This is a genomic window from Rhodococcoides corynebacterioides (assembly GCF_019834675.1).
Classification (GTDB): Bacteria; Actinomycetota; Actinomycetes; order Mycobacteriales; family Mycobacteriaceae; genus Rhodococcoides; species Rhodococcoides corynebacterioides_A.
Genome location: NZ_JABUBU010000019.1, coordinates 31,063 through 53,853, shown reverse-complemented (window position 1 = coordinate 53,853; position 22,791 = coordinate 31,063). Strand labels below are relative to the sequence as shown.

The following is a 22,791-nucleotide window of genomic DNA, read 5'->3' as shown; positions in this document are numbered from 1 at the left end:
AAACCTTCGAACGGTTCGGTCTGCTTTACTTCGCGCGTCCATGTGCTCCTCCGAACGAAAGCACGCGCATGAATCGTGTCCTCCGAATCGCCGGCATTGCTTGTGCGACCGCAACTCTCCCCTTGGTCGGCGCCGGGCTCGCCAGTGCGGATCCCGCGCCGACTCTGCCGTCGGCATTCGTGACCGAAGTCGTCGATGGCGACACCGTTCGAGTCGTCGATGCGACCCGAGGCCCGATCACCGTTCGACTCGCCGGCGCGGATGCGCCCGAGCTCGATGAATGCTGGGGTGGGCCCGCCCGCGACTTCGCGGTCGCCGCGCTGGACAAACAGTTTGTGGCCGTGATCGTGGACCCGACGACCGGACCCGTCGACGGGAGCGGCGAGCTTCCCGCCTACGTCGTCCGTGTGGACGGCTGGAACCACAATGTGGAAGCTGCCCGAGTCGGCGCGGCGCGCGCGGCGACGCCAGTGTCGAGGTCAGGAGAAATTCGTTCTGCCGAGGACAACGCGCGCGTGGCGAACCTCGGCCTGTGGGGAGCCCGCTGCGGCGCTCCTGCACCTGCTCCGCAGCCGCAGCCGCAGCCCCGCCCGCAGGCCGCGCCCCCACAGAGCGGCGTCTACTACGAGAATTGCGACGACGCACGCGCTCGGAATGCTGCGCCCGTGCTGCGTGGGCAGCCCGGATACCGGGCGGGTCTCGACCGCGACAACGACGGAGTGGGTTGCGAGTGAGCACTTCTCGACCCGCGTTACGCCTCGGCGGGGCCCTGGGCTGTGTTGCCGTCCTCGTCGGCGGATGCGGTGGTGGGTCGACGGAACCGACCGAGGTGCGCACCGAAACCGAAACGGTAACCGTGACCGTGGATGCACAGACCTCGGCGGCACCACCGCCTCAGCCGAGTGAGTCTCTTCAGCCGACGTCCGACGCTGATCCTCCAGCAACGTCCACGGCAGCCACACCCGTGGTCATGCCGGCGGTCGTTTGCTTGAATCTCCAGGACGCGCAGGACACCATTCAGGCCGCGGGAGTGTTCTATTCGCGCAGTCGGGACGCGACGGGGCAGGGCCGAAATCAGGTCCTGGACAGGAATTGGTCGGTGGTCGCGCAATCACCCGAGCCCGGATCGCTGGTTGACGAGGGCGAAGCCGTCCTCTCTGTCGTGAAGCTGGGCGAACCCGGGGACTGCTCCTGACCGGCTCGGCCGGATAGTGGAAGTCAGGCCCCGGAATCCGGGGTCCAGACTCCACGACCCCACCCCACACACGACGAACGCCCCACCCCGAGCGGGGGTGGGGCGTCGTCGATCGGGTTACTTCTCCGCGACCTGCTCGAACTCTCCGTCGATCACCTCGAAGGATCGGTTGTCACGCTGGGCGCGGCGGGATGCTTCGCGCATCTCGATGCCGTCGGTGACGAGGTCACCGATCTCTCGGGTGACGTCGCGGACGGCCGTCGCGATGATGACGGCGATCCGGCCCACGTGCATGGCGGCGGACTCGGTCATCTCCTGCACGGTGTCCTTGTTGCGTTCGAACTTGCCGACCACGAAGGTCCTCCTCAGGCTGCGGCCTTCTCGCGCTCGATGATCACACCGGTGACGGTGTCCGGACCGGTGAACCGGTTCGGCAGCGCGAGCTTGAAGATCTTGCCCCACACAGTACCGATCTGGTGGAAGAAGCCGCCGGTGTTGTACGGCAGGCCGTACTCCTCGCACAGCGCCCGAACCTCGGGGGCGATCTGCGGGTACCGGTGCGCGGGCAGATCGGGGAACAGGTGGTGCTCGATCTGGTGCGAGAGGTTGCCGGACAGGATATGGAACAGCGGGCCGCCCTCGATGTTGGCCGAGCCGAGCATCTGCCGGACGTACCACTGGCCGCGGGTCTCCTGTGCGGTCTCCTCGGCGGTGAACGTCTGCACACCGGTCGGGAAGTGGCCGCAGAAGATGATCGAGTAGGCCCACACGTTGCGCACGATGTTGGCGGTCGCGTTGCCGACGAGCGTCGGGACGAACAGCGGCCCGGTCAGCGCCGGGAAGACGATGTAGTCCTTGAGCACCTGGCGGCCGGCCTTGCGCCACCAGCCCTGCACGAGCGGCTTGACGTCGCTCCACTTGCGCTTGCCCTGCACCACGTTCTCGGCCTCGAGATCGTGCAGCATGACGCCCCACTCGAACAGCATCATCAGCAGGAACGCGTACACCGGGTTGCCCAGGTAGTACGGGTTCCACTTCTGGTCCTTGTCCATGCGGAGGATGCCGTACCCGATGTCCCGGTCCATGTCCAGGATGTTGGTGTACGTGTGGTGCATGTAGTTGTGCGAGTGCCGCCACTGGTCGGCGGGGCACGCGGTGTCCCACTCGAACTTCTTGGAGTTCAGACCCGGCTCACGCATCCAGTCGTACTGGCCGTGCATGACGTTGTGGCCGATCTCCATGTTGTCGAGGATCTTCGACATCGACAGGGCGCCGACGGCCGCGATCCACGCCGGCGGGAAGAAGCCGAGGTACATCAGGCCGCGCCCGGCGACTTCGAATCCCCGCTGCGCCTTGATGATCTTGTAGATGTAGTCGCGATCCTCCTGGCCGAGATCGGCGACGGTGCGCGCACGCAGGTCGTCGAGCTTGCGGCCGAGTTCCTCGACGGCTTCGTACGACAGGACGACGGGGCCGTCGGTGCCGGGCCGATCGAGGGCACTGGACGCCGGCTCCGGCTTGGAACCCGAGCCGAGGAACGGGAGGAAGGACAAGGACAGTCCGAACATGATGCCTCCTGCTGGTGGTGGTTGTGGTCAGACGTCGATGTCGACGTCGCCCACGGGAACGGAGACGCACAGCTGGATCTCGGTGTCGGGATCCGAACTCGTCTCGCCGGTCTTGACGTTGCGAGTGCACCCGGACTTCTTGACCGAGGTGCACGTGAAGCAGATGCCCATCCGGCAGCCGTATTCCGGTGTGAGACCGGCGTTCTCGGCCTGCTCGAGCAGGGTGGCGCCGTCGTTCTCCGACGTGGTGCCCGAGGCCGAGAAGGTCACGGTGCCGGTGGCGTCGCCGTCGGCGACGGGGGTGGCGGTGACGAACTCCTCCTTGTGGAGGGCGTCGGCGAGCCCGAGCTCGTCGTACACGGCGGTGACACCGTTCATGAGTCCGGGCGGCCCGCACAGGAAGGTCTGCGCGGACTCGTACCAGGGCGCCGCGGTGGCCAGGTGCCCGGCGTCGAAGAAGCCGTGGAGTTGACCACCGTCCTGCTGATCGGTGTACGCGTACACGACGTCGACGTTGTCGTTCTCGGCCGCGATGCGGTCGAGTTCGGCGCGGTAGCAGACGTCCTTCTCGGTGAACGCGTAGTGCAGGAACGCGACGCGTCCGGTGTACCCCTCGTGCACCAGTGTGCGCAGCATCGACATCACCGGGGTGATGCCGCTCCCGCCACTGATCAGCAGGACGTGGCTCGGCCGAGGCGACGGGAGCTCGAACGTGCCGGTGGCGGGCGCGAGGCTCACCACCAGTCCGGGCTCGGCCGCGTCGACCAAGTAGGTGGAGACGATGCCGTCCTTCTGCTTCTTGACGGTCAGCTCGATGGTGCCGTCGACGCCGGCCGCGCCCACGGGCGAGTAGCAGCGGGTGTGGCGGATGCCGTTCACCACGACGCCGATCTGCACGAAGTGACCGGCGGTGTGGCCCTTCCACTGCCAGGTGGGGCGCAGGGTCAGCGTGACGGTGTCCGCGGTCTGCCGACGGACGGCGACCACCTCGGCGCGCATCTCGTCGACGGTGACCATGGGGTCCACGAGTTCGAGATAGCGGTCGACGGCGTGCGGCGTCGTCAGCGTCTCGAGCAGACGCGGGCGCAGCTTGGACAGCAGGGACGGACGGCGGCGTGCGGCAGGTTCGGCGATGCTCATCGAGCCTCCTTCGATGTCGGTGGGATTCGACGTCGGATCCGCACCCGACAACAGTGCACATCCGTTCACTGGAATCGAGTGTGACAGCCCGGACCAGGGGCATTCAAGCCCAATGTGACGACCGACACGTCCGCTCAACTGGGGTGATCCGGACACCACCCGCCGCGGCGAAGTGCACACGCATACACGCAGGTGGGCTAGGGTGAGCCCATGTCCGACCGATCCGGTACCGCGACGGCCAGCCGGGCCGAGCGCAAGGAGCGCACCCGTCGTGCGCTGGTCGACGGCACGCTCGCGACCATCGAGGACCGCAGCTTCGCCAGCGTGAGCCTGCGGGAGGTGACCCGCGCCGCGGGCATCGTCCCGACGGCGTTCTACCGCCATTTCGCCTCGATGGAGGACCTGGGCGTCGCCGTCGTCGAGGACAGCATGCGCCTGCTGCGCCGGACGTTGCGCGAGGCGCGTCGTCACCCGTCGGCCGAGAACGCACGCGAGTCGCTGGGCCTGCTCGTGGGTGAGGTCCGCGCGCACGACGTGCAGTTCCGCTTCCTTCTCCGCGAGCGCAACGGCGGCGTCCCCGAGGTCCGTCGCGCCATCGCCACCGAGCTGCGGCTGATCGTGCACGAGCTGGTGCAGGACCTCGAACGCATTCCGGCACTGCAGGAGTGGCCCGCGGACGATCTCGACATGGTGGCCAACCTCATCGTCAACACCATGCTCGCCGCCGTCGTCGACCTGCTCGACGTGCGGCCGGGCAGTGCGGCCGAGCGGGACGTCGTCGAGCGCGCCCTGGCCCAACTGCGCGTGGTGATGCTCGGCATGGGGCAGTGGCAGCCGCGCACCGCGGTCGGCGAGCGAGGCCCCGCCGCGCGGCGCTAGCGTGGGGCCCATGCGTATCCCCGTGGGCGACCTGGTGTTCGACGCACGTGAGCACGGTGATCGGGCGCACCGCCCGGCGCTTCTGCTGCACGGCTTTCCCGAGACCGGGGCGAGCTGGGACGAGGTCGCGGTGCGCCTGGCCGACGCCGGCCGGTACGTCGTCGCTCCGGACCAGCGTGGCTACTCCCCCGGCGCTCGACCCGAGGGCATCGAGGCCTACCGCATCGAGCATCTCGTGGCGGATGCCGTGGGCATGATCGAGTCACTGGGCCTCGACGCCGTCGACCTGGTGGGGCACGACTGGGGCGCGATCGTCGCCTGGCACGTCGCCGTGTGGCATCCCGAGCGGGTGCGGTCGCTCACCGCGGTCTCCGTCCCCCACCCCGGCGCGTTCGGCTGGGCGCTGCGCAACGACGACGATCAGAAGCAGCGCAGCGAGTACATGCAGCTGTTCCGGCAACCGGACAAGGCCGAGGACGTGCTGTTGGCCGACGACGCCCGCCGCCTGATCGCCATGTTCTCCGGCGCGGCGGATCCGACGATCGTCGAGCGCCATCTGCCCGTCGTCGGCGAAAGCGCCGCGCTCACCGGCGCCTTGAACTGGTACCGCGCCATGACCCGCGAGTTCGGCGACCTCGGGCCGGTCACCGTGCCCACCACGTTCGTGTGGGGCAACGACGATTCGGCGATCGGCCGGGCCGCCGCGGAGCGCTGCGCGCAGCACGTCGAGGGGCCGTACGAGTTCGTCGAACTCGGGGTGAGCCACTGGGTGCCGGAGGACGATCCCGATCGGCTCGCGGACGAGATCCTCGCCCGCTGAACCCCTGAGCCCCCTGAGCCCGCTGAACCCCCCGAACTCGCCGACCTCGCCGGGTCAGGCCGCCGGTTCCCGCGCCAGATCACCCCGCGGCGCGGCGACGGGAACCAGCGCCGCCAACCCGGCGGCGAGCACCACGAGCAGGCCGACGATGCCCGCGCGGTCGGTGCCGAACACGTACACGAAGAACCCGAAGAGGCTCGGGGCGAGGAAGGACACCGCGCGGCCGGTGGTCGCGTAGAGCCCGAACATCTGTCCCTCCCGACCGGGCGGCACGATGCGGGTGAGGAACGTGCGTGACGACGACTGCGCCGGGCCGACGAACAGGCACAGGATCAGCCCGAAGATCCAGAACATCACCGGACCGGACACCACCAGCAGGACGACGCCGGTGGCGATCATGGCGGCCAGCGAGACGACGATGACGCGCTTGGGTCCGACGGCGTCGTCGACCCGTCCCGCGACGAGCGCGCGGAGCGCGGCGACGACGTTGGCCGCGACGCCGAACAGCAGCACGTCGGCCGAGGAGATGCCGTAGACGGTGACGGCGAGGACCGCCCCGAACGTGAACACCCCCGCGAGGCCGTCGCGGAAGAGGGCGCTGGCGGCGAGGAACCACACCGTGCGGCGGTCGGTCCGCCACAGATCGCGCACGTCCCGCAGCAGCACCCGGTAGGACTCGACGTAGCCGGCTCGCGCGGTGACGGCGTCGGTGCGCGGCAGCTCGGGAACCGCGACGAGGACCGGCAGGGAGAACACGAGGAACCACACGGCCGCGAGCAGGGCGACCACGCGGATGTTGAGGCCGTCCTCGGTGGGGACGTCGAAGAACCCGCGGGTGTCCCCGTCCCCGGCGATGAAGCCGAAATAGGACACCAGCAGGAGCACGATGCCGCCGAAGTAGCCCATGGCCCAGCCGAATCCGGACACCCGGCCCAGGGTGTCGGGCGTCGAGACCTGCCGCAGCATCGCGGTGTACGGCACCTGGGCCAGTTCGAACAGCACCGATGCTCCCGCGAGCAGTACCAGTCCGAGCCACAGGTAGTGGTAGTCGTCCTTCACGAAGACCATGCCGGCCATCGCGCCGACCGTGGCGATGCTCAGCAGGAAGAGGGAGCGCTTGCGTCGTCCCCGCGCATCGCTGCGCTGGCCCGAGACCGGCGCGCAGACGGCGATCAGCAAACCCGCCAGGCCCAGCGACCAGCCGTACCAGGAACTCGCCGAGACGCTGCCCGGCAGATCGTCGCCCACCGCGTCGGTGAGGTACACCGAGAACACGAACGTGAGCACGACGGCCTGGAACGCCGAGCCGCCCCAGTCCCACAGTCCCCATGCCGCGATCTGCTTCTTCGACACCGTGCCGGGACCACCGACCACCACCATGCCCGCAGCATAGGGTGCGCGTCCCTACACTCGGCGAACGTGACCGACACCTCGCAGGCGCACCGGTATCCGACGCTGCTCTCCCCGTTCACGGTCGGGCCGGTGACCCTGCGCAACCGCGTGGTGATGGGGTCGATGCACACCGGGCTCGAGGACCGAGCGTACGACGTCGGCAAGCTCGCCGCGTACTTCGCCGAGCGAGCCCGCGGCGGGGTCGGCCTCATCGTGACCGGCGGGTACGCACCGAACCGGCGCGGATGGCTGCTCCCGTTCGCGGCCAAGCTCACCAACCGGATCGAAGCGCGGCGTCATCGCCGCATCACGGCCGCCGTGCACGACGAGGGCGCCCACATCGTGCTGCAGATCCTGCACGCGGGCCGCTACGCCTATCACCCCGGCGCCGCGTCGGCGTCGTCGCGCAAGTCCCCCATCTCCCCGTTCCGGCCCTGGCGCCTGACCGACCACGGCGTCGAGCGCCAGATCGACGCCTACGTGCGCTGCGCGCGCCTCGCGCAGCGGGCCGGGTACGACGGCGTCGAGATCATGGGCGGCGAGGGGTACCTGATCAACCAGTTCCTCGCGCCGGCGACCAACCACCGGTCGGACCGCTGGGGCGGCTCGGCCGCGCACCGCCGCCGTCTGCCCGTGGAGATCGTGCGGCGCACCCGCGCCGCGGTGGGGCCGGACTTCCTGCTGATGTTCCGCCTGTCCATCGCGGACCTCGTCGCGCACGGGCAGACCTGGCCGGAGGTGGTGGCCCTGGCCCGCGAGCTCGAGGACGCGGGCGTGGACCTGCTCGACTCGGACATCGGCTGGCACGAGTCCCGTGTCCCCACCATCGTCACGTCGGTCCCCCGCGCCGCGTTCGCCGACGAGATCCGCCGCCTCACCGACGTCGCCCGCGTGCCCGTCGTGGCCACCAACCGCATCTCCATGCCCGAGGTCGCGGAGCAGTTGCTCACCGACGGCGCCGCGGACCTGATCTCCATGGCCCGGCCCATGCTGGCGGACCCGAACTGGGTGGCCAAGGCCGCCGACGGCCGACGCGACGAGATCAACACCTGCATCGCCTGCAATCAGGCGTGCCTCGACCACGTCTTCGTCCACCGCAAGGCCTCCTGTCTGCTCAACCCCCGCGCGGGCCGGGAGACCGAACTCGTCCTCGCACCGACCGTGCGGGCACGGGACATCGCCGTCGTCGGGGCCGGACCGGCCGGGCTGGCCGCCGCGGTCGAGCTGGGCCGACGTGGGCACCGGGTGACGCTCTTCGAGGCGAGCGATCGCATCGGCGGTCAGTTCGAGATCGCCCGCCGCATCCCCGGCAAGGAAGAGTTCGCGGAGACGATTCGGTACTTCACCCACTCGCTCGAGCGCGCCAACGTCGATCTCCGCCTGGGTGTGAGCGCCACCGTCGACGACCTCACCGGTGCCGATCACGTCGTCCTCGCGACGGGCGTGGTGCCGCGGGTGCCGACGATCCCCGGCATCGACCACCCCAGCGTGGTCACCTACGCCGACGCGGTCCTCGGCCGCGCTCCGATCGGCGATCGCGTCGCCGTTCTCGGGGCGGGCGGCATCGGGGTCGACGTGTGCACGTTCCTCACCACGACGTCCTCGCCGACCCTCGACGTCGACCGGTGGCGACGTCAGTGGGGCGTGACCGACGACCCGGCTGCGCGCGGCGGGCTGACCGAACGCCGGGTCTCCGGCTCGCGTCGGCACGTGTACCTGCTGCAGCGAACCCCCGGACGCATCGGCACCCGGCTCGGCAAGACCACCGGATGGGTCCACCGGGCGCACCTGGTGGACGGCGGCGTCGAGCAACTGTCCGGCGTGACGTACCACCGCATCGACGACGCCGGCGTGCACCTCACGGTCGACGGCCGACCACGCACCCTGACCGTCGACACCGTCGTCGTCTGCGCCGGTCAGGAGCCCGTTCGAACGTTGCTCGACGCCGTGACGACGGCCGGGATCGGCGTCGACGTCATCGGTGGGGCCGAGCGCGCCGCGGAGATCGACGCGAAGCGGGCCATCGAGCAGGGCACGCGGGTGGCCGCACGTTTGTGACTCCTCCCGGTGCCGGACCCCCGCCGGCTTCGCTAGCCTGAGCGGTCGTGAGCCTCCCCGCACCCACCGCCGATGCCCGTGCCGTCGTGACCGGAGCGTCGTCCGGCATCGGCGACGCCCTCGCCGCCGAACTCGCCGCCCGCGGACACTCGCTGATCGTCGTCGCGCGGCGCGGTGAGCTGCTGAACGCCCTCGCCGACCGCCTCACCCGTGAGCACGGCGTCACCGTCGAGGTGCGGGTCAGCGACCTCTCCGACCCCGTGCAGCGACAGACCCTCGCCGACGAACTCGCCGACCGCGACGTCTCGATCCTGTGCAACAACGCCGGCATCGCCACCTTCGGCCCGGTGGCGAAGCTCGACCCCGACTACGAGCGCGCCCAGGTCCAGCTGAACGCGGTGGCCGTGCACGACCTCACCCTGGCCGTCCTCCCCGGCATGATCGCCCGCGGCGCCGGCGGCATCCTGATCACCGGGTCGGCCGCCGGCAACATGGCCATCCCCAACAACGCGACGTACGCCGCCACCAAGGCCTTCGTGAACACCTTCTCGGAGTCCCTGCGCGCCGAACTCGCCGGCACCGGTGTGCACTGCACCCTGCTCGCGCCCGGTCCGGTTCGCACCGAGACCCCCGACCCGGCCGACGCGTCGATCGTCGACAAGCTCGTCCCCGACTTCCTCTGGATCGACAGCGCCTACACCGCGCGGTTGTCGCTCGACGGGCTCGAGAAGAACAAGATGCGCATCGTGCCCGGCATCCTCAGCAAGGGCATGTCCGTTGCGGGGCAGTACAGTCCGCGCTTCATCACCGCGCCGATCGTGGGCAGCTTCTACAAGAAGCTCGGCGGCGAGTAGGCAGCCACCACCGGCGCGTCACTGTCACCGCCGGCTGAACCCGATTGCCGTCACCGCCGGCGGCGCCCCGTCCCGAAGATGCTCCGCGAGATCTCCCGCCCGGCCGCGCTGGCGGCCGACCGCAGGAAACTCTTCACCGCCGGGTTGCTCATGATGCGCTCGGCCGCGGACGGGCCGGCCGGCTCGGGGGCCGGGAGCGGCGGCAGGTCGTACGTCTGTGGCAGCGGCGGGAATTCGGGCTCGGCGGTCGAAGCAGTCGGCGCGGTGGGCGGCGCGAGACGGGCGGACAAGCGCTCGTACGCCGAATCGCGGTCGATCGTCTCCGCGTAGGTCGCATGCAGCGGACTCGCGGCCGCCGCGGCGGTGATCGCCTCGGTGCCGATCGTATCCATCAGTGACTGCGGTGGCCGAATCCTGGTCCACGCCACCGGAGTCGGCGCGCCACGTTCGGAGAGCACGGTCACCACGGCCTCACCCGTGCCCAGCGTCGTCAATACTTCCTCGAGGTCGTAGTCCTCGCTCGTGGGGTACGTGCGGACCGTCTTGGTGAGCGCCTTCTGATCGTCCGGCGTGAACGCGCGCAGCGCGTGCTGGATGCGTGCGCCCAGCTGCGAGAGCACCGGGCCGGGCACGTCGGTGGGCAGCTGGGTGCAGAAGAAGATGCCCACGCCCTTCGAGCGGATCAGCTTGACCGTCTGTTCCACCTGCTGCAGAAAGGCTTTCGACGCGTCCGCGAACAGCAGATGCGCCTCGTCGAAGACGAACACCAGTTTCGGCTTGTCCAGGTCGCCCTCTTCCGGCAACGTCTGGAACAGGTCCGCCAGGATCCACATGAGAAACGTCGAGAACAGTGCCGGCCGTGCAGCCAGCGGTCCGAGCTCGAACAGCGTGAGCACCCCGCGCCCGTCCGGCGTCACGCGCAGCAGGTCCTCGGTACGAATCTCCGGCTCCCCGAAGAACGTGTCGCCGCCGTCCGCCTCCAGATTGACCAGCGCGCGCAGGATCACGCCCGCCGTCGCGGACGACACTCCGCCGATGCCCTTCAGATCCGCCTTGCCCTCGTCACTGGTCAGGTGCGCGATCACCGACCGCAGGTCCTTCAGGTCGAGCAGCGCGAGCCCCTGCGTGTCCGCCCAGTGGAAGATCAGACCCAGCGTGGATTCCTGAGTGGCGTTCAGCCCCAGCACCTTCGACAGCAGAATCGGCCCGAAGGACGTGATGGTGGCGCGCACGGGGGTCGCCCCGCCCTCGGTCCCGAGGGAGAGGAACTCCACCGGGAACTCCGCCGGCTCCCACCCCGCCGCCGCGGTGTCCTCGGCGCGGGCGCGGATCTTCTCGGAATCCGCACCCGCCCGCGACAGACCGGACAGATCGCCCTTGACGTCCGCGAGCACCACCGGAACCCCTGCGCGCGAGAGTTGTTCGGCGATCACCTGCACGGTCTTGGTCTTGCCGGTGCCGGTGGCACCGGCGACGAGTCCGTGGCGGTTCATCGTCGCCAACGGGAGTCGGACCGGCGCCGCACGGTCGGCGGTGCCACCGAGCACCACGCTTCCGAGTTCGACGGCCGCGCCTTCCGTGGCGTAGCCGGCGGCGATGGCAGCGGAACGGGACGGCGCATCGGTCATGCGACGACCCTAGCGCCGGGGTCTAGGGTGGGCAGGACAACGGCACCGAACGTGAGGCACGACGTGAGCAAGGATTTCCTGGTCTGGATCGACTGCGAGATGACGGGCCTGGACCTGGCCTCGGACAAGCTGATCGAGATCGCCGCGCTGGTGACGGACAGCGACCTGACCGTGCTGGGCGACGGGGTCGACATCGTGATCCACGCGGACGACGACGCCCTCGCCAACATGCCGGACGTGGTCACCGAGATGCACGCCAAGTCCGGTCTGACGGAGGAGGTCCGCCGGTCCACGGTGACCCTCGAGCAGGCGCAGGAGCAAGTGCTCGACTACATCCGCGCGCACGTGCCGGAGAAGGCAGCGCCGCTCGCGGGCAACTCCATCGCGACCGACCGCGGCTTCCTGGCCCGCGACATGCCGGCACTCGACGCGTACCTGCACTACCGGATGATCGACGTCAGCTCCGTCAAGGAACTGTGCCGCCGCTGGTACCCGCGCATCTACTTCGGTCAGCCGCAGAAGGGTCTCGCGCACCGGGCCCTGGCCGACATCGAGGAGTCGATCCGGGAGCTGAAGTACTACCGGCAGACCGCCTTCGTCGCCCCTCCCGGCCCCACCACGGAACAGATCGGGACCGTCGTGCGGTCCCTGACCGGCGAGAAGGCCTGAGACCGACCGGCGGTGACGTCTGACGCCGACCGGCGGGCCGGGACCGATTGGCTTCCGGCCCCGGCATCAGGCTAGTATCGAACGCGCTGCGCGCCCGGTGGGTGCGTCGCGATGGTGGGCGTAGTTCAGTTGGTAGAGCACCAGGTTGTGATCCTGGCTGTCGCGGGTTCGAGTCCCGTCGTCCACCCCGACGAGAAGGGCCCCGGTCATCCGACCGGGGCCCTTCTTGCATTTCCGCCTACTTCTTGGTGGCCTGTGCCTGCGCCGACTCCTCGAATTGTGGGGTGTCGAACACCTCGCCGCCCAGGGGATCCTGCGGTTCGGCGTCGGCCACGTACTGCGCGTCGCCGGTGGCGGCGTCGACGTCGATGGCCGACTGCGGGACGTCCTGGATCGCGAGCACCACGTGCTCGCCCGCCGGGGCGACGGTCCCGTTCTGCTGGGTCGGCAGCGAGAGCCCGGCGAACGTCGCGGACACTCCCCCGCGGCGCACGGTCCGTGCCCCGGTGCGGGTCACGCGCGTGTCGGCGGTGGGCGTGATGCGGACGTAGCGCGGCGTCGTGGCCACGTCGTACCGGAACGCCTTGAGCATCGACACGCACGCCAGTACGAGGACGATCGAGAACGGCACCGCCGTGGCGATCGACGCCGTCTGCAGGGCGGTCAGGGACCCCGACCCGCCGATCAGCAGCAGCACCGCCGCGGCGATGCCCTCGAGTACGCTCCAGAACACCCGCGTGATCTTGGGGGTCTCGAGGTCACCGCCCGTCGAGAGAATGTCGATGACCAGCGACCCGGAGTCGGAGGAGGTGACGAAGAAGAACACGATCACGAGGATCGCGAGCACGCTGGTGATCGTGGCCAGCGGCAGCCCGTCGAGCAGTTGGAACAGCGAGGTGTCGACGTCGACGGCGCCCTCGGCGTTGGTCATCGTGCCCTCGTTGCGCTGCCGGAGAATGCCGGCGTCGCCGAAGACGGTGAACCACAGCGAGCCGATCACGGTGGGGGCCAGAAGAACACCGAAGACGAACTCGCGGATGGTGCGGCCGCGGGAGATGCGGGCGATGAACATGCCGACGAAGGGCGCCCAGCTCATCCACCATCCCCAGTAGAAGATGGTCCACGCGCCGGTCCACCCGTCCTCGGCGAACGGCGAGGTCCGCAGCATCAACTCGGGGAACGACTGGACGTAGCCGCCGAGATTCTGCACCCAGGACTTCAGCAGGAAGAGCGTCGGACCCGCGATCAGGACGAACAGGGCCAGTGCGGCGGCGAGGCCCATGTTGATGTTGGACAACCACTTCAGGCCGCGGGAGACGCCGGAGACCACGGAGAACGTCGCCATGCCGGTGACCACGACGATGAGACCGACGATCAACCAGTTGTTCGCCTCGAACCACCCGAGGTAACCGAGCCCGGCGGAGATCTGCTGCACGCCGAACCCGAGGGAGGTCGCGACACCGAACAGGGTGCCCACGATGGCGACGACGTCGATCGCGTGGCCGATCCCGCCTTCGATCCGCGTGCGGCCCAGGAGCGGTTCCAGCAGCCACCGCACCGACAGCGGCCGGCCCTTGCGGTAGGTCATGTAGGCCAGGCCCAGCCCGACGACGACGTAGATCGCCCAGGCGTGCAGACCCCAGTGATAAAGGGTGAGTTCGAGGGCCTGGTTCGCCGCGGCGTCGGTGGAGCCGGGGACGCCGCCGGCCACGGGCGGTGTCACGTAGTGCGACAACGGCTCGGCGACTCCGTAGAACACCAGGCCGATGCCCATGCCCGCGCTGAAGAGCATGGTGAACCAGGACAGCACGCCGAACTCGGGTGTCTCGTCGTCCCGTCCGAGTCGGATGTTGCCGATGCGGCTCGCCCCGCAGTACAGCGCGAACGCGACGAAGACGGTGGCGACCAGGATGTACCACCAGCCGACACCGTCCGTGATCGCGGAGTTGAGCCGCTCGAAGGCGTCCTCGGCGGTCTTGGCGAACAGGACCGAGAAGCCGATCATGAGGACGATCACCGCGGTAGCGGGGACGAACACGGGTTTGCGCAGGCCGCGCCACGCGGTCGCTAGGGACGACATTCGGGGGTAGACCTCGGTTCGGTTCGCAGGATCGGGCGTCTCGGCCCGACGGGCACGGGAACGCTATCGCCTGTCGAGGCGGCGAGGCCAATCAGCGATCCGGGCGAACCGGACGGTCAGCGGAGCGAGTCGAGGTCCGTTTCGAGAAGAAGCACCTGGTAGGACGAGTACTGCGACGCCGTGAAGTACAGCTTGTCTCCCGACTGACGTGGGAGGACGAACGGTGCGTAGAGCCCGCCGCCCGGGTAGTTGCCGACGTCGTTGTTGGTCACCAGCGTGGTCGGCGCGGACCACGGTCCCTGCGGCGACGGAGCGGTGCGCGCGACGATGCGGCCTTCGACGTCGTTGCCGTAGAGCATCACGAAGCGGCCCAGGTAGTCGTTCCACGTGACCGACAGCTCGCCGACGGGCTGATCGACGACGGGGGCGGCGGCCGCGACGTCCGGGGACCAACCCGATCCGTTCCAGTACTCGAAGCGCCGCAGGTCCAGCAGTCCGTCCGGGGCGACGCGGCCCAGGTACGCCGCACCGAGGCGACCGTTGGGGGTGCCGTACTGGTAGACCATGCCGTCCTGACCGCGGACGAAGGCGGACTGCTGGAACTTGCCGTCGAGTTGCTCGGCGCCCGGCAGGGTCACCCCGGTGTTGTAGCGGGTGGTGCTCGGTTCCGGCGTCCAGGTCTGCCCGTTGTCCCGCGAGGTCGCGGTGAAGGCGTAGTTGGTGGACCAGACCGAGCCGTTCCAGCCGCGCACCGACATGAACTGCAGGTACTGCACACCGTCCACCGCGATACCCGCGGTGGGAACCACCGTCTGCTCCACCGGCGCGAGTCCCAGCGCGGACACGGCCTGCTGGGCGACGCGGGGTTCGAGCGCGGTCACGGCGGCGCCCGATCGCACGTTGCCGGGAACGGCGTCGTGCACGGTCAGGCCGTCGGCGAGGTTCGCGTCGTCGCTGCGCAGGATCACGTTGTGCCGCCACTGCCCGCCGGGTACGACGCAGCTGCCGAAGGTGTCCCCGAAGGCGAGGAGGGTCTGGCCGGCGCCGTTGTCCCACGAGACGCCGAGGTCGGTTCCGGTGATGCCGAATCGATCGAAGGTGCGGTTGGGACCGGCCTGGCCGCTGACCCAGTCGACGATGCGGGTGTTGGGGCCGGCGTAGCGCGGCGGCGCACCCTGCGGTCCGGCCGCACTCTGCCCGAGTCCCCCGATGCCGGTGATGCCCGTGCCGGCGATGCCACCGCACGGTTCGGCGGACGCGACCGCCGGGCCGACCACCGCCCCGGTGATCAGCGTTCCCATCACCGTCGCCGTCGTCGTCAGAGCAGCAGCCAGCCTGAAGTACCCGCGCACGTTCGGTCGTCCCCCACGGTCGTCCCCTCCGCGGCTCCCCTCGAGCCGCGGTCCTGCAGCACAGATGATGGCACGCGACGGGCCGTGACGTGACATCGGCCCCGTTTCCATGCGGTCGGGCAGATCGACTGCCGGTTACGCGGCGATCACGCCGACCGCGCGAATTACGCTGGTGTAATTGTCCATTGGCGTGACTACGAGATACATCTGTGACGTAAGGTGACCGATGGCGCTCTTGGGGAAGGTGCGCCGAGCAGATACTCGTGTTGTTGCTGAGACCTGTCGAGTGGATGTCAAGGGAAGGGCATCGACGTCGATCGGCCTCGTGCGTCCACCGCCGGGCTCAGCCCGTCGGTGGGTCGCGCCCACCCCTGTCCGGGTGCGCCGCACGCGACGTTCGCTCGGGTCACCTCCTCCGTCTGCGCCGGTCAGATCGACGACGCCCGCACGCGGGCGCAACCGGAGGTAGCACGTGCATCACGAACTCGACACGTCCACTCGGGAATCGGGGTCCCGTTCCGTCACCACCCGCCGGGGAAGGCGGGTGATCTCCAGCGCCGTGCTCGGCGCAGCGCTCACGGGCAGCCTCGTTCTGGGGGCCGCTCCGGCCACTGCGGCACCCGCTCTGCCGCCCCTGCCCGCGATTCCGGGCCTTCCTGCCATTCCGGGTCTGCCCCTCTCGGCGAAGCAGCAGGCCGCGATCCTGGCCGCGGTGTTCGACGCGACGGGCGTCCTGGTCCAGGAAGTCGCGGGCCTCGTGCTCGGCGATCAGTTCCTCACTCCGCCGTCCGGGTCGGCCGGGCCGGGCACCTCGCCTGCCGTGCCGCCGTTCACCTCCACCCCCGGCATCGGTGGCTCACGCCTCCCGCTCGCGCCGGGATCGTTCGAGGTGACGTCGGGCTACGGCGGCCGGGGCAACCCGACGGGCGGCGGCTGGCAGAACCACCAGGGCATCGACTTCGCCGCCCCGACGGGGACGACGATCTTCGCGGTCACCGGCGGCACCGTCACGCGGGCCGGCGACAATGGCGACGGCTACGGCAATCTCGTCATCGTCAAGAAGGGCGACACCGAGGTGCTGTACGGCCACCAGAGTCGCATCGACGTCTCGGTGGGCGACACCGTCGCCCCCGGCCAGGCCATCGGCGCGGTCGGCAGCACCGGCGACTCGACGGGCCCGCACCTGCACTTCGAGGTGCGCCGCGGCGGCGAGGCCGTCGATCCCGTCGGCTACCTGACGGCGCTGGGCCTGCGGGTCTAGAACCCGCACTCATCCGGCTCAGACGGACTGGGCGTTCCCGGCCTTCCATTCCTCCCACGGAATGTTCCAGTCGCCCAGTCCGTCCGTGCCGGGCAACGTACCGCCCACGGTGTTCTTCACGATGGTGATGTCGCCGCGCTTGGTGTTGTCGTAGACCCACTTGGCGTTGGCGGGGCTGAGGTTCAGGCACCCGTGGCTGACGTTGGTGTATCCCTGCGATCCCACGGACCACGGGGCGGAGTGGAAGAAGATGCCGGAGTAGGACATCCGCGTCGCCCAGTCCACCGGCGTGCGGTACCCCTGGGCGGAGTCGACCGGGACGCCGTACGTCGACGAGTCCATCACCATCGAGGCGAACTTGTCACCGATCGTGTAGACGCCGTTGGGGGTGGGGCTGCTGTTCTTGCCCATCGACGTCGGCATGGTCATGACCTGCTCGCCGTTGACGGTGAACGTGACCTGCTTGGTGGCGTCGTCCGCCACCGCGATCACCGCGTCGCCGATGGTGAACGACGACCGGGCGTTCTCCTGCCCGAACAGGCCGTCGCCGAGATCGCGGCCGAACACGTCGACGGCGACGTCGACGGTGGTGCCGGGCACCCAGTAGTTCTGCGGCCGCCACCGCACCTCCTTCTGGTTCACCCAGTAGAAGGCACCCTCGACGGGCGGGTTCGTGGTGACGGTGATGGCGTTCTGCGCGGCGACCTTGTCCGGCACCGGTTCGTCGAACTGCACCGCGACGGGCTGGCCCACGCCCACCACCTCGCCTTCCGACGGCAGCAGGTAGGGCTTGGTCAGGTTGCCGGGAGAGGTGGTGGTGAACGACGTCAGCGACGTCGCCTCACCGCCGAGTCCGTAGGCCCGCGCGTCGACGGTGTAGGTCTCGTTGTAGTCCAGCGGTTCGGCGGCGGTCCAGCTGGCGCGATCCGGGGACAGGGCGCCGTCCACGGGCGCGCCCGTGGAGTCCAGCAGGGTGACGCGCGAGAGACTGCCGTCGACCACCGACACCGTCACCGGCGCACTGGGCGAGAACCCGACGGAGGCGTCCGGCGCCGGCAGCGTGACCTTCGGCTTCATGAGTTCCGACAACGGGTTGGAATCGATCGGCGCGGGCGGCGCGGCCGCGGTGTCTCCGGCTCCGGCGGTGCATCCGGACGCGGCGAGCGCCAGCACGGCCACCGACGCCACCAGGGCGGCGCGCCCACGACCACCGGCGGCACGTCCGCGAGCAGGAGCGACGGACGAGAACACCTTCACGAGAACCCCACTTCGACACGCCCGACCACTTGATTCGCTGCACATGATGCCAGCCACCAGCGAGGATTCACCACTCGCGCGGCCGAATCGGGGGTAACGGTCTCGTACCGAACGGGCGGCGGCCGGTCAGTGGTATGTCACAGCGGTCCGTCACGGGCCCACGTCGCAGCCGATCGGGGGGGCGGACTCGAAGGAATGGGTGACGGCGCCGGCCGTGCGCCTCTCGGCAGATGGCCGCTCGCAGCGGCTGATGGGGTGGTACCCGGGGCATGGATCCGGCGCCGTCGAGTGGGTCAACGTGCCGTCCCCGCCGATCATTCCCGCGCTCGGTGCCCTCGCTACTGTGAGGCGCATGACGTCGCTGCCCCGGTGGGTGCTTCTGCCCGCCGCGGTGGGGTTCGGCCTGGTGGCGCTGCCGCTCCTCGCCGTCGTCCTCTCGGTCGACTGGGGCCGCTTCCCGGCGCTGATCACCAGCGACTCCTCGCGTGACGCCGTTCTGCTCAGCCTGCGGACGTCCGCCGCGGCCACCGGACTGTGCGTCGTTCTGGGTGTTCCCCTGGCGCTGGTTCTCGCGCGGACACGCGGGCGCGTCGCCGCCGCGACACGAGCGGGGGTGCTGCTCCCGCTGGTTCTACCCCCGGTCGTCGGGGGGTTGGCCCTGCTCCAGGCGTTCGGTCGGCGGGGACTGATCGGGGAACATCTCAGCGCCCTCGGCATCGACATCGCCTTCTCCACCACCGCGGTCGTGCTCGCGCAGACGTTCGTGGCGTTGCCGTTCCTGGTGGTGGGACTCGAGGGTGCGCTGCGGACCGCGGGCGGCCGGTACGAGCAGGTCGCGTCCACCCTGGGCGCTCCCCCGACGACGGTGCTGCTGCGGGTCACCCTCCCGCTCGTCCTGCCGGGCCTGGCCTCGGGGGCCGTGCTCGCGTTCGCCCGCGCGCTGGGCGAGTTCGGGGCCACGCTCACCTTCGCCGGGTCGCTGCAGGGAGTGACGCGCACCCTCCCCCTCGAGATCTACCTCCAGCGCGAGACCGATCCGGACGCCGCCGTCGCGCTCTCGGTGGTGCTGATCGTCGTCGCGATCGTGGTCGTGTTCGCCACCGCCGCCGGCCGACAGCGGGCGGCGCCGTGACCGACGGCCGAGTCGTTGACGACGACCGTGCCGTCGTCGTCTCCGCGCGGGTGGCGGCCCGACGGCTCGACGTGTCGATCACTGCGCCGAGCGGGTCCGTGCTGGCGCTGCTCGGCCCCAACGGCGCGGGCAAGTCGACGGTGCTCGCCGTCGTCGCGGGCCTCGTGCGTCCCGACGACGGAACGGTGCGGGTGGGATCGCGGACGCTCACCGATACCGGTGCGCGCGTGCACGTTCCACCGCACCGCCGGGGCGTCGCGGTTCTCGCCCAGGATCCGCTGCTGTTCCCGCATCTGACGGTCCGCGAGAACGTCGCCTTCGCGCCGCGCGTCCGGCACGACCGCCGACGCGCACGGGACATCGCCGACGACTGGCTGGATCGGGTCGACGCTCGCGACCTCGCCGGCCGCCTGCCGCGCCACCTCTCGGGCGGTCAGGCACAGCGGGTGGCCCTCGCGCGGGCCCTGGCCGCGGACCCCGACGTGCTGCTGCTCGACGAGCCGTTCGCCGCGATGGACGCCGACGCCACCCCGACGCTGCGTCGGGTGCTGCGAGAGGTGTTGCGCGCCAGTCGATGCACGACGCTCATGGTCACCCACGACCGCGTGGACGCACTGTCGCTCGCGGACGACGTCGTGGTCCTCGGCGACGGACGGGTGGTCGAGGACGGTCCGGCGGCGTCCGTGCTCGCCACGCCGCGCAGTCCCTTCGCCGCCGCTCTCGCCGGTACCACCCTGATCCACGGGGTGTTCGGCGACGGAGACCATCTGGTGACGGACGACGGCGGCGAGGTGCACGGCGTCGCCGTGGACCATCCCGGCGCGGGACGTCCGGGCCTCGCCTCGATCGCGCCGGCCACCGTCGCGGTGTTCGCCGTCCGTCCGGTGGGCAGTCCGCGCAACGTGATCGCGGCGCGGATCGACCACGTGGACGCCGCCGGATCCGGGGTGCGTGTCACGGCGCGCACGCCCCTCGGCGCCCTCGCGGCCGACATCACGTCGGCGGCGGCCACCGACCTCGACCTCCGGCCGGGGACCGAGGTGTTCCTCGCCGTGAAGGCCACCGAGGTCCGTCTCTATCCGGCTCGCCGGTGACGATTGGGCGCGACCGTCCGGGGTACGCGAGAGGAATGACCACACCCGAGAACGACCACGACACACCGACTCTCGACGACGTCATCGCCCCGACGGAGACGCCGCACCCCGATCCGCACGAGCACGGCAAGATGCCGCACCCCGTCGACGACACCGAGCTCGAGGAGCGCACCGAGCACGAGCGCGAGGAGACCGGCGGCGCCTGACCGGGCACCCGTCTCGGCGGGTCGGGAGGGCGTCACACCCTCCCGGCCCGCCGAACCGTGTCAGACGCTCTGCAGCAACGTGAACGAGCGGTCGCGCACCAGCAGCGTCGTCGGCTTCTCCCCCACCTGCTGCTCGGGATCGCTGGAGAGGGCGAGCGTCCACGACTCGTCCGGCAGCGTGAACTCGACGGGCGTCTCGGCGGCGTTGAGCAGCCACAGGAACACGGTGTCCTCGGCGGAGGACTTGTAGAGGACGGCGAGGGACTTGCCGGCGCCGTCGTTCCAGTCCTCGTCACCCATGGCCGCGCCGTCGGCCCGCTGGAAGTCCACGGTGTCGCGGTCCCCGTCGGATTCGGCGTGGCGGTACCAGACCGGGCGCAGGCCGGGGTGTTCCCGGCGCAGCGTGATCAGTGCCGTGGTGAACGCGACCAGCTCGTTGTCGGCCTTCTCCCAGTCGTACCAGGAGATCTCGTTGTCCTGGCAGTAGGCGTTGTTGTTGCCGCCCTGGCTGCGTGCCAGCTCGTCGCCACCGAGGATCATCGGCACGCCCGCCGAGAGCAGCAGGGTGCCCAGGAAGTTCCGGCGCTGCCGGTCCCGGAGTGCGTTGATGTCCGGGTCGTCGGTCGGTCCCTCGGCGCCGCAGCCCCAGGAGCGGTTGTCCGATTCGCCGTCCTGGCTGTCCTCGCCGTTCTCCTCGTTGTGCTTCTCGTCGTACATCGTGAGATCGGCGAGCGTGAAGCCGTCGTGCGCGGTGACGAAGTTGACGCTGGCCAGGGTGGGGCGGCGGTCGTTCTCGTAGACGTCGGGGCTGCCCGAGACGCGTTGCGCCAGAGCGGGAAGCGCGCCCTCGGTGCCGCGCCAGAAGTCGCGCACGTCGTCGCGGAACTTGCCGTTCCACTCCGACCACCGGGCCGGGAAGCCGCCCACCTGGTAGCCGGCGGTGTCCCACGGCTCGGCGATGAGCTTGACCGGCGCGAGGACCGGATCCTGATGCACCATGTCGAGGAACGCCGAGTGCCGATCCAGGTCCTCGTCCTGACGGGTGAGGGTGCTGGCGAGGTCGAAGCGGAATCCGTCGACGTGCATCTCGGTGACCCAGTAGCGCAGCGAGTCCATGATGAGGGCGAGCGCGGCCGGGTGGCCGACGTTGAGGCTGTTGCCGGTGCCGGTGGTGTCGAAGTAGGCGCTGCGCTCGTCCGGCACCAACCGGTAGTGCGAGCCGTTGTCGATTCCCTTGAGCGACAGGGTCGGTCCAAGGTGGTTGCCCTCGGCGGTGTGGTTGTAGACCACGTCGAGGATGACCTCGAGCCCGGCGGCGTGCAGCGCCTTCACCATGGCCTTGAACTCGGTGACCTGTCCGCCGGTGTCACCGGTCGAGCTGTACTCGTTGTGGGGTGCGAGGAAGCCGATGCTGTTGTAGCCCCAGTAGTTTCGGCGTCCCTCCTCGAGCAGGTGGGAGTCCTGGACGAACTGGTGGACCGGCAGGAGTTCGACGGAGGTGATGCCCAGGCGGGTCAGCTTCTCGATCGCCGCCGGGTGCGCGAGGCCGGCGTACGTCCCACGGATGGACTCGTCGACGTCGGGGTCGAGCGCGGTGAAGCCCTTGACGTGGGTTTCGTAGACCACGGTCTCCGACAGCGGCACGCGCGGCGCCGCGTCGTCGCCCCAGTCGAAGTCGTCGTCGACCACGACCGACCGCGGCATGTACGGGGCGGAATCGGCGTCGTTGCGGGTCTCGGGCTCGTCGTGGTGGTGGCCGAAGACGGCCTCGTCCCACTCCACCATGCCCGTGACCGCCTTGGCGTACGGGTCGAGCAGCAGCTTCGCGGGGTTGTGCCGCAGTCCCTCGGCGGGGTTCCACGGGCCGTCGACGCGCAGGCCGTAGCGGGTGCCCACCGTCATCGGCACGAGGCCGTGGAACACGTGGCCGGTGTACTCGGGAAGCGGAGTCGAGTCGAGCTCGGTCCCGGACTCGTCGAACGTCACCACGGTGACGGTCTCCGCCGTTTCGGAGTACACCGCCACGTTGGCCGAGCCGTCGGACCGGAGGGAGACACCGAGGGGATACGGGGTGGAGGCACGGGAAGAGCGAACGGTGGAACTCACGGAGGATTTCTCGATTCATCGGCGACAGCACTGTGGTGGGACCGCAGGCTTCTACCCGCGACCGGGCGAGCCGAAACGGTTGACCGACCGTACGGGTGGG

General features: G+C 69.9%; 20 protein-coding genes and 1 tRNA gene. 12 read left to right on the top strand and 9 right to left on the bottom strand.

The window, feature by feature from the left end:
- Positions 1–179: 179 nt before the first annotated feature.
- Both HQ603_RS15675 and HQ603_RS15670 read left to right on the top strand, forming a co-directional pair.
- On the top strand, positions 180–734 hold the full coding sequence (locus HQ603_RS15675) for an excalibur calcium-binding domain-containing protein (protein WP_308126565.1): 555 nt from the start codon (positions 180–182) through the stop codon (positions 732–734).
- Between the two features lie 236 nt (positions 735–970).
- Positions 971–1,195 carry a PASTA domain-containing protein gene (locus HQ603_RS15670; RefSeq protein WP_222685680.1) on the top strand — a complete coding sequence of 75 codons (225 nt, stop codon included), beginning with the start codon at positions 971–973 and terminating at the stop codon, positions 1,193–1,195.
- Between the two features lie 117 nt (positions 1,196–1,312).
- Here HQ603_RS15670 and HQ603_RS15665 read toward each other — a convergent pair whose 3' ends face one another.
- The 3 genes from HQ603_RS15665 to HQ603_RS15655 are packed head-to-tail and all read right to left on the bottom strand — an operon-like array spanning position 1,313 to position 3,903.
- The gene (locus HQ603_RS15665; protein ID WP_068152881.1) at positions 1,313–1,549 is read right to left on the bottom strand and encodes a hypothetical protein; all 237 of its coding nucleotides are present in this window, start codon (positions 1,547–1,549) and stop codon (positions 1,313–1,315) included.
- Positions 1,550–1,560: 11 nt separating this feature from the next.
- On the bottom strand, positions 1,561–2,763 hold the full coding sequence (locus HQ603_RS15660) for a fatty acid desaturase family protein (protein ID WP_222685663.1): 1,203 nt from the start codon (positions 2,761–2,763) through the stop codon (positions 1,561–1,563).
- A gap of 27 nt (positions 2,764–2,790) precedes the next feature.
- The gene (locus HQ603_RS15655) at positions 2,791–3,903 is read right to left on the bottom strand and encodes a ferredoxin reductase (RefSeq protein WP_222685661.1); all 1,113 of its coding nucleotides are present in this window, start codon (positions 3,901–3,903) and stop codon (positions 2,791–2,793) included.
- A gap of 210 nt (positions 3,904–4,113) precedes the next feature.
- Here HQ603_RS15655 and HQ603_RS15650 point away from each other — a divergent pair, with 210 nt between their 5' ends.
- Positions 4,114–4,782 (top strand): TetR family transcriptional regulator, encoded by a 669-nt coding sequence (locus tag HQ603_RS15650; protein ID WP_222685659.1) that lies wholly within the window; start codon positions 4,114–4,116, stop codon positions 4,780–4,782.
- 10 nt (positions 4,783–4,792) lie between these two features.
- Positions 4,793–5,602: an alpha/beta fold hydrolase gene (locus tag HQ603_RS15645; protein WP_222685654.1), complete on the top strand. Its 810-nt coding sequence runs from the start codon at positions 4,793–4,795 to the stop codon at positions 5,600–5,602.
- Positions 5,603–5,656: 54 nt separating this feature from the next.
- Here HQ603_RS15645 and HQ603_RS15640 read toward each other — a convergent pair whose 3' ends face one another.
- On the bottom strand, positions 5,657–6,982 hold the full coding sequence (locus HQ603_RS15640) for an MFS transporter (protein WP_222685652.1): 1,326 nt from the start codon (positions 6,980–6,982) through the stop codon (positions 5,657–5,659).
- A 39-nt stretch (positions 6,983–7,021) separates the two neighbouring features.
- Between HQ603_RS15640 and HQ603_RS15635 the strand changes: the two genes are divergently transcribed.
- Positions 7,022–9,052 carry an NADPH-dependent 2,4-dienoyl-CoA reductase gene (locus HQ603_RS15635; protein WP_222685650.1) on the top strand — a complete coding sequence of 677 codons (2,031 nt, stop codon included), beginning with the start codon at positions 7,022–7,024 and terminating at the stop codon, positions 9,050–9,052.
- Positions 9,053–9,099: 47 nt separating this feature from the next.
- Positions 9,100–9,906 (top strand): mycolate reductase, encoded by an 807-nt coding sequence (gene cmrA / locus HQ603_RS15630; RefSeq protein WP_222685648.1) that lies wholly within the window; start codon positions 9,100–9,102, stop codon positions 9,904–9,906.
- Between the two features lie 50 nt (positions 9,907–9,956).
- Here cmrA and HQ603_RS15625 read toward each other — a convergent pair whose 3' ends face one another.
- Positions 9,957–11,534, bottom strand: a complete 1,578-nt coding sequence (locus HQ603_RS15625) for a helicase HerA-like domain-containing protein (RefSeq protein WP_222685646.1) — start codon at positions 11,532–11,534, stop codon at positions 9,957–9,959.
- A gap of 63 nt (positions 11,535–11,597) precedes the next feature.
- On the opposite strand from HQ603_RS15625, the gene orn reads away from it, so the two are divergent.
- Positions 11,598–12,203, top strand: coding sequence for an oligoribonuclease (gene orn, locus HQ603_RS15620; RefSeq protein WP_222685644.1), 606 nt, complete (start codon positions 11,598–11,600; stop codon positions 12,201–12,203).
- A gap of 114 nt (positions 12,204–12,317) precedes the next feature.
- A tRNA-His gene (locus HQ603_RS15615) sits at positions 12,318–12,390 on the top strand.
- A 51-nt stretch (positions 12,391–12,441) separates the two neighbouring features.
- On the opposite strand, the gene HQ603_RS15610 is transcribed toward HQ603_RS15615, so the two are convergent.
- On the bottom strand, positions 12,442–14,283 hold the full coding sequence (locus HQ603_RS15610) for a BCCT family transporter (protein ID WP_222685642.1): 1,842 nt from the start codon (positions 14,281–14,283) through the stop codon (positions 12,442–12,444).
- A gap of 116 nt (positions 14,284–14,399) precedes the next feature.
- Positions 14,400–15,635, bottom strand: a complete 1,236-nt coding sequence (locus tag HQ603_RS15605; protein ID WP_308126564.1) for a DUF4185 domain-containing protein — start codon at positions 15,633–15,635, stop codon at positions 14,400–14,402.
- Positions 15,636–16,179: 544 nt separating this feature from the next.
- Here HQ603_RS15605 and HQ603_RS15600 point away from each other — a divergent pair.
- Positions 16,180–16,896, top strand: coding sequence for a M23 family metallopeptidase (locus HQ603_RS15600; RefSeq protein ID WP_308126563.1), 717 nt, complete (start codon positions 16,180–16,182; stop codon positions 16,894–16,896).
- A gap of 18 nt (positions 16,897–16,914) precedes the next feature.
- Here HQ603_RS15600 and HQ603_RS15595 read toward each other — a convergent pair whose 3' ends face one another.
- On the bottom strand, positions 16,915–18,069 hold the full coding sequence (locus HQ603_RS15595) for a L,D-transpeptidase (RefSeq protein WP_371831064.1): 1,155 nt from the start codon (positions 18,067–18,069) through the stop codon (positions 16,915–16,917).
- A 436-nt stretch (positions 18,070–18,505) separates the two neighbouring features.
- On the opposite strand from HQ603_RS15595, the gene HQ603_RS15590 reads away from it, so the two are divergent.
- Genes HQ603_RS15590 through HQ603_RS15580 form a run of 3 tightly spaced genes read left to right on the top strand, consistent with a single transcriptional unit; the run spans position 18,506 to position 20,585 of the window.
- The gene (locus tag HQ603_RS15590; RefSeq protein WP_222685636.1) at positions 18,506–19,285 is read left to right on the top strand and encodes an ABC transporter permease; all 780 of its coding nucleotides are present in this window, start codon (positions 18,506–18,508) and stop codon (positions 19,283–19,285) included.
- Positions 19,282–20,379: a sulfate/molybdate ABC transporter ATP-binding protein gene (locus HQ603_RS15585; protein ID WP_222685634.1), complete on the top strand. Its 1,098-nt coding sequence runs from the start codon at positions 19,282–19,284 to the stop codon at positions 20,377–20,379. Before HQ603_RS15590 ends, HQ603_RS15585 begins: the two co-directional genes overlap by 4 nt.
- 35 nt (positions 20,380–20,414) lie before the next feature.
- Entirely contained in the window at positions 20,415–20,585 is a 171-nt protein-coding gene (locus HQ603_RS15580) for a hypothetical protein (protein ID WP_222685632.1), read from the top strand.
- Positions 20,586–20,645: 60 nt separating this feature from the next.
- Here the strand turns inward: HQ603_RS15580 and glgX are convergent, their stop codons facing one another.
- A complete protein-coding gene (gene glgX, locus HQ603_RS15575; RefSeq protein ID WP_222685630.1) occupies positions 20,646–22,691 on the bottom strand; it encodes a glycogen debranching protein GlgX in 2,046 nt (681 codons plus the stop codon).
- Positions 22,692–22,791 lie beyond the last annotated feature (100 nt).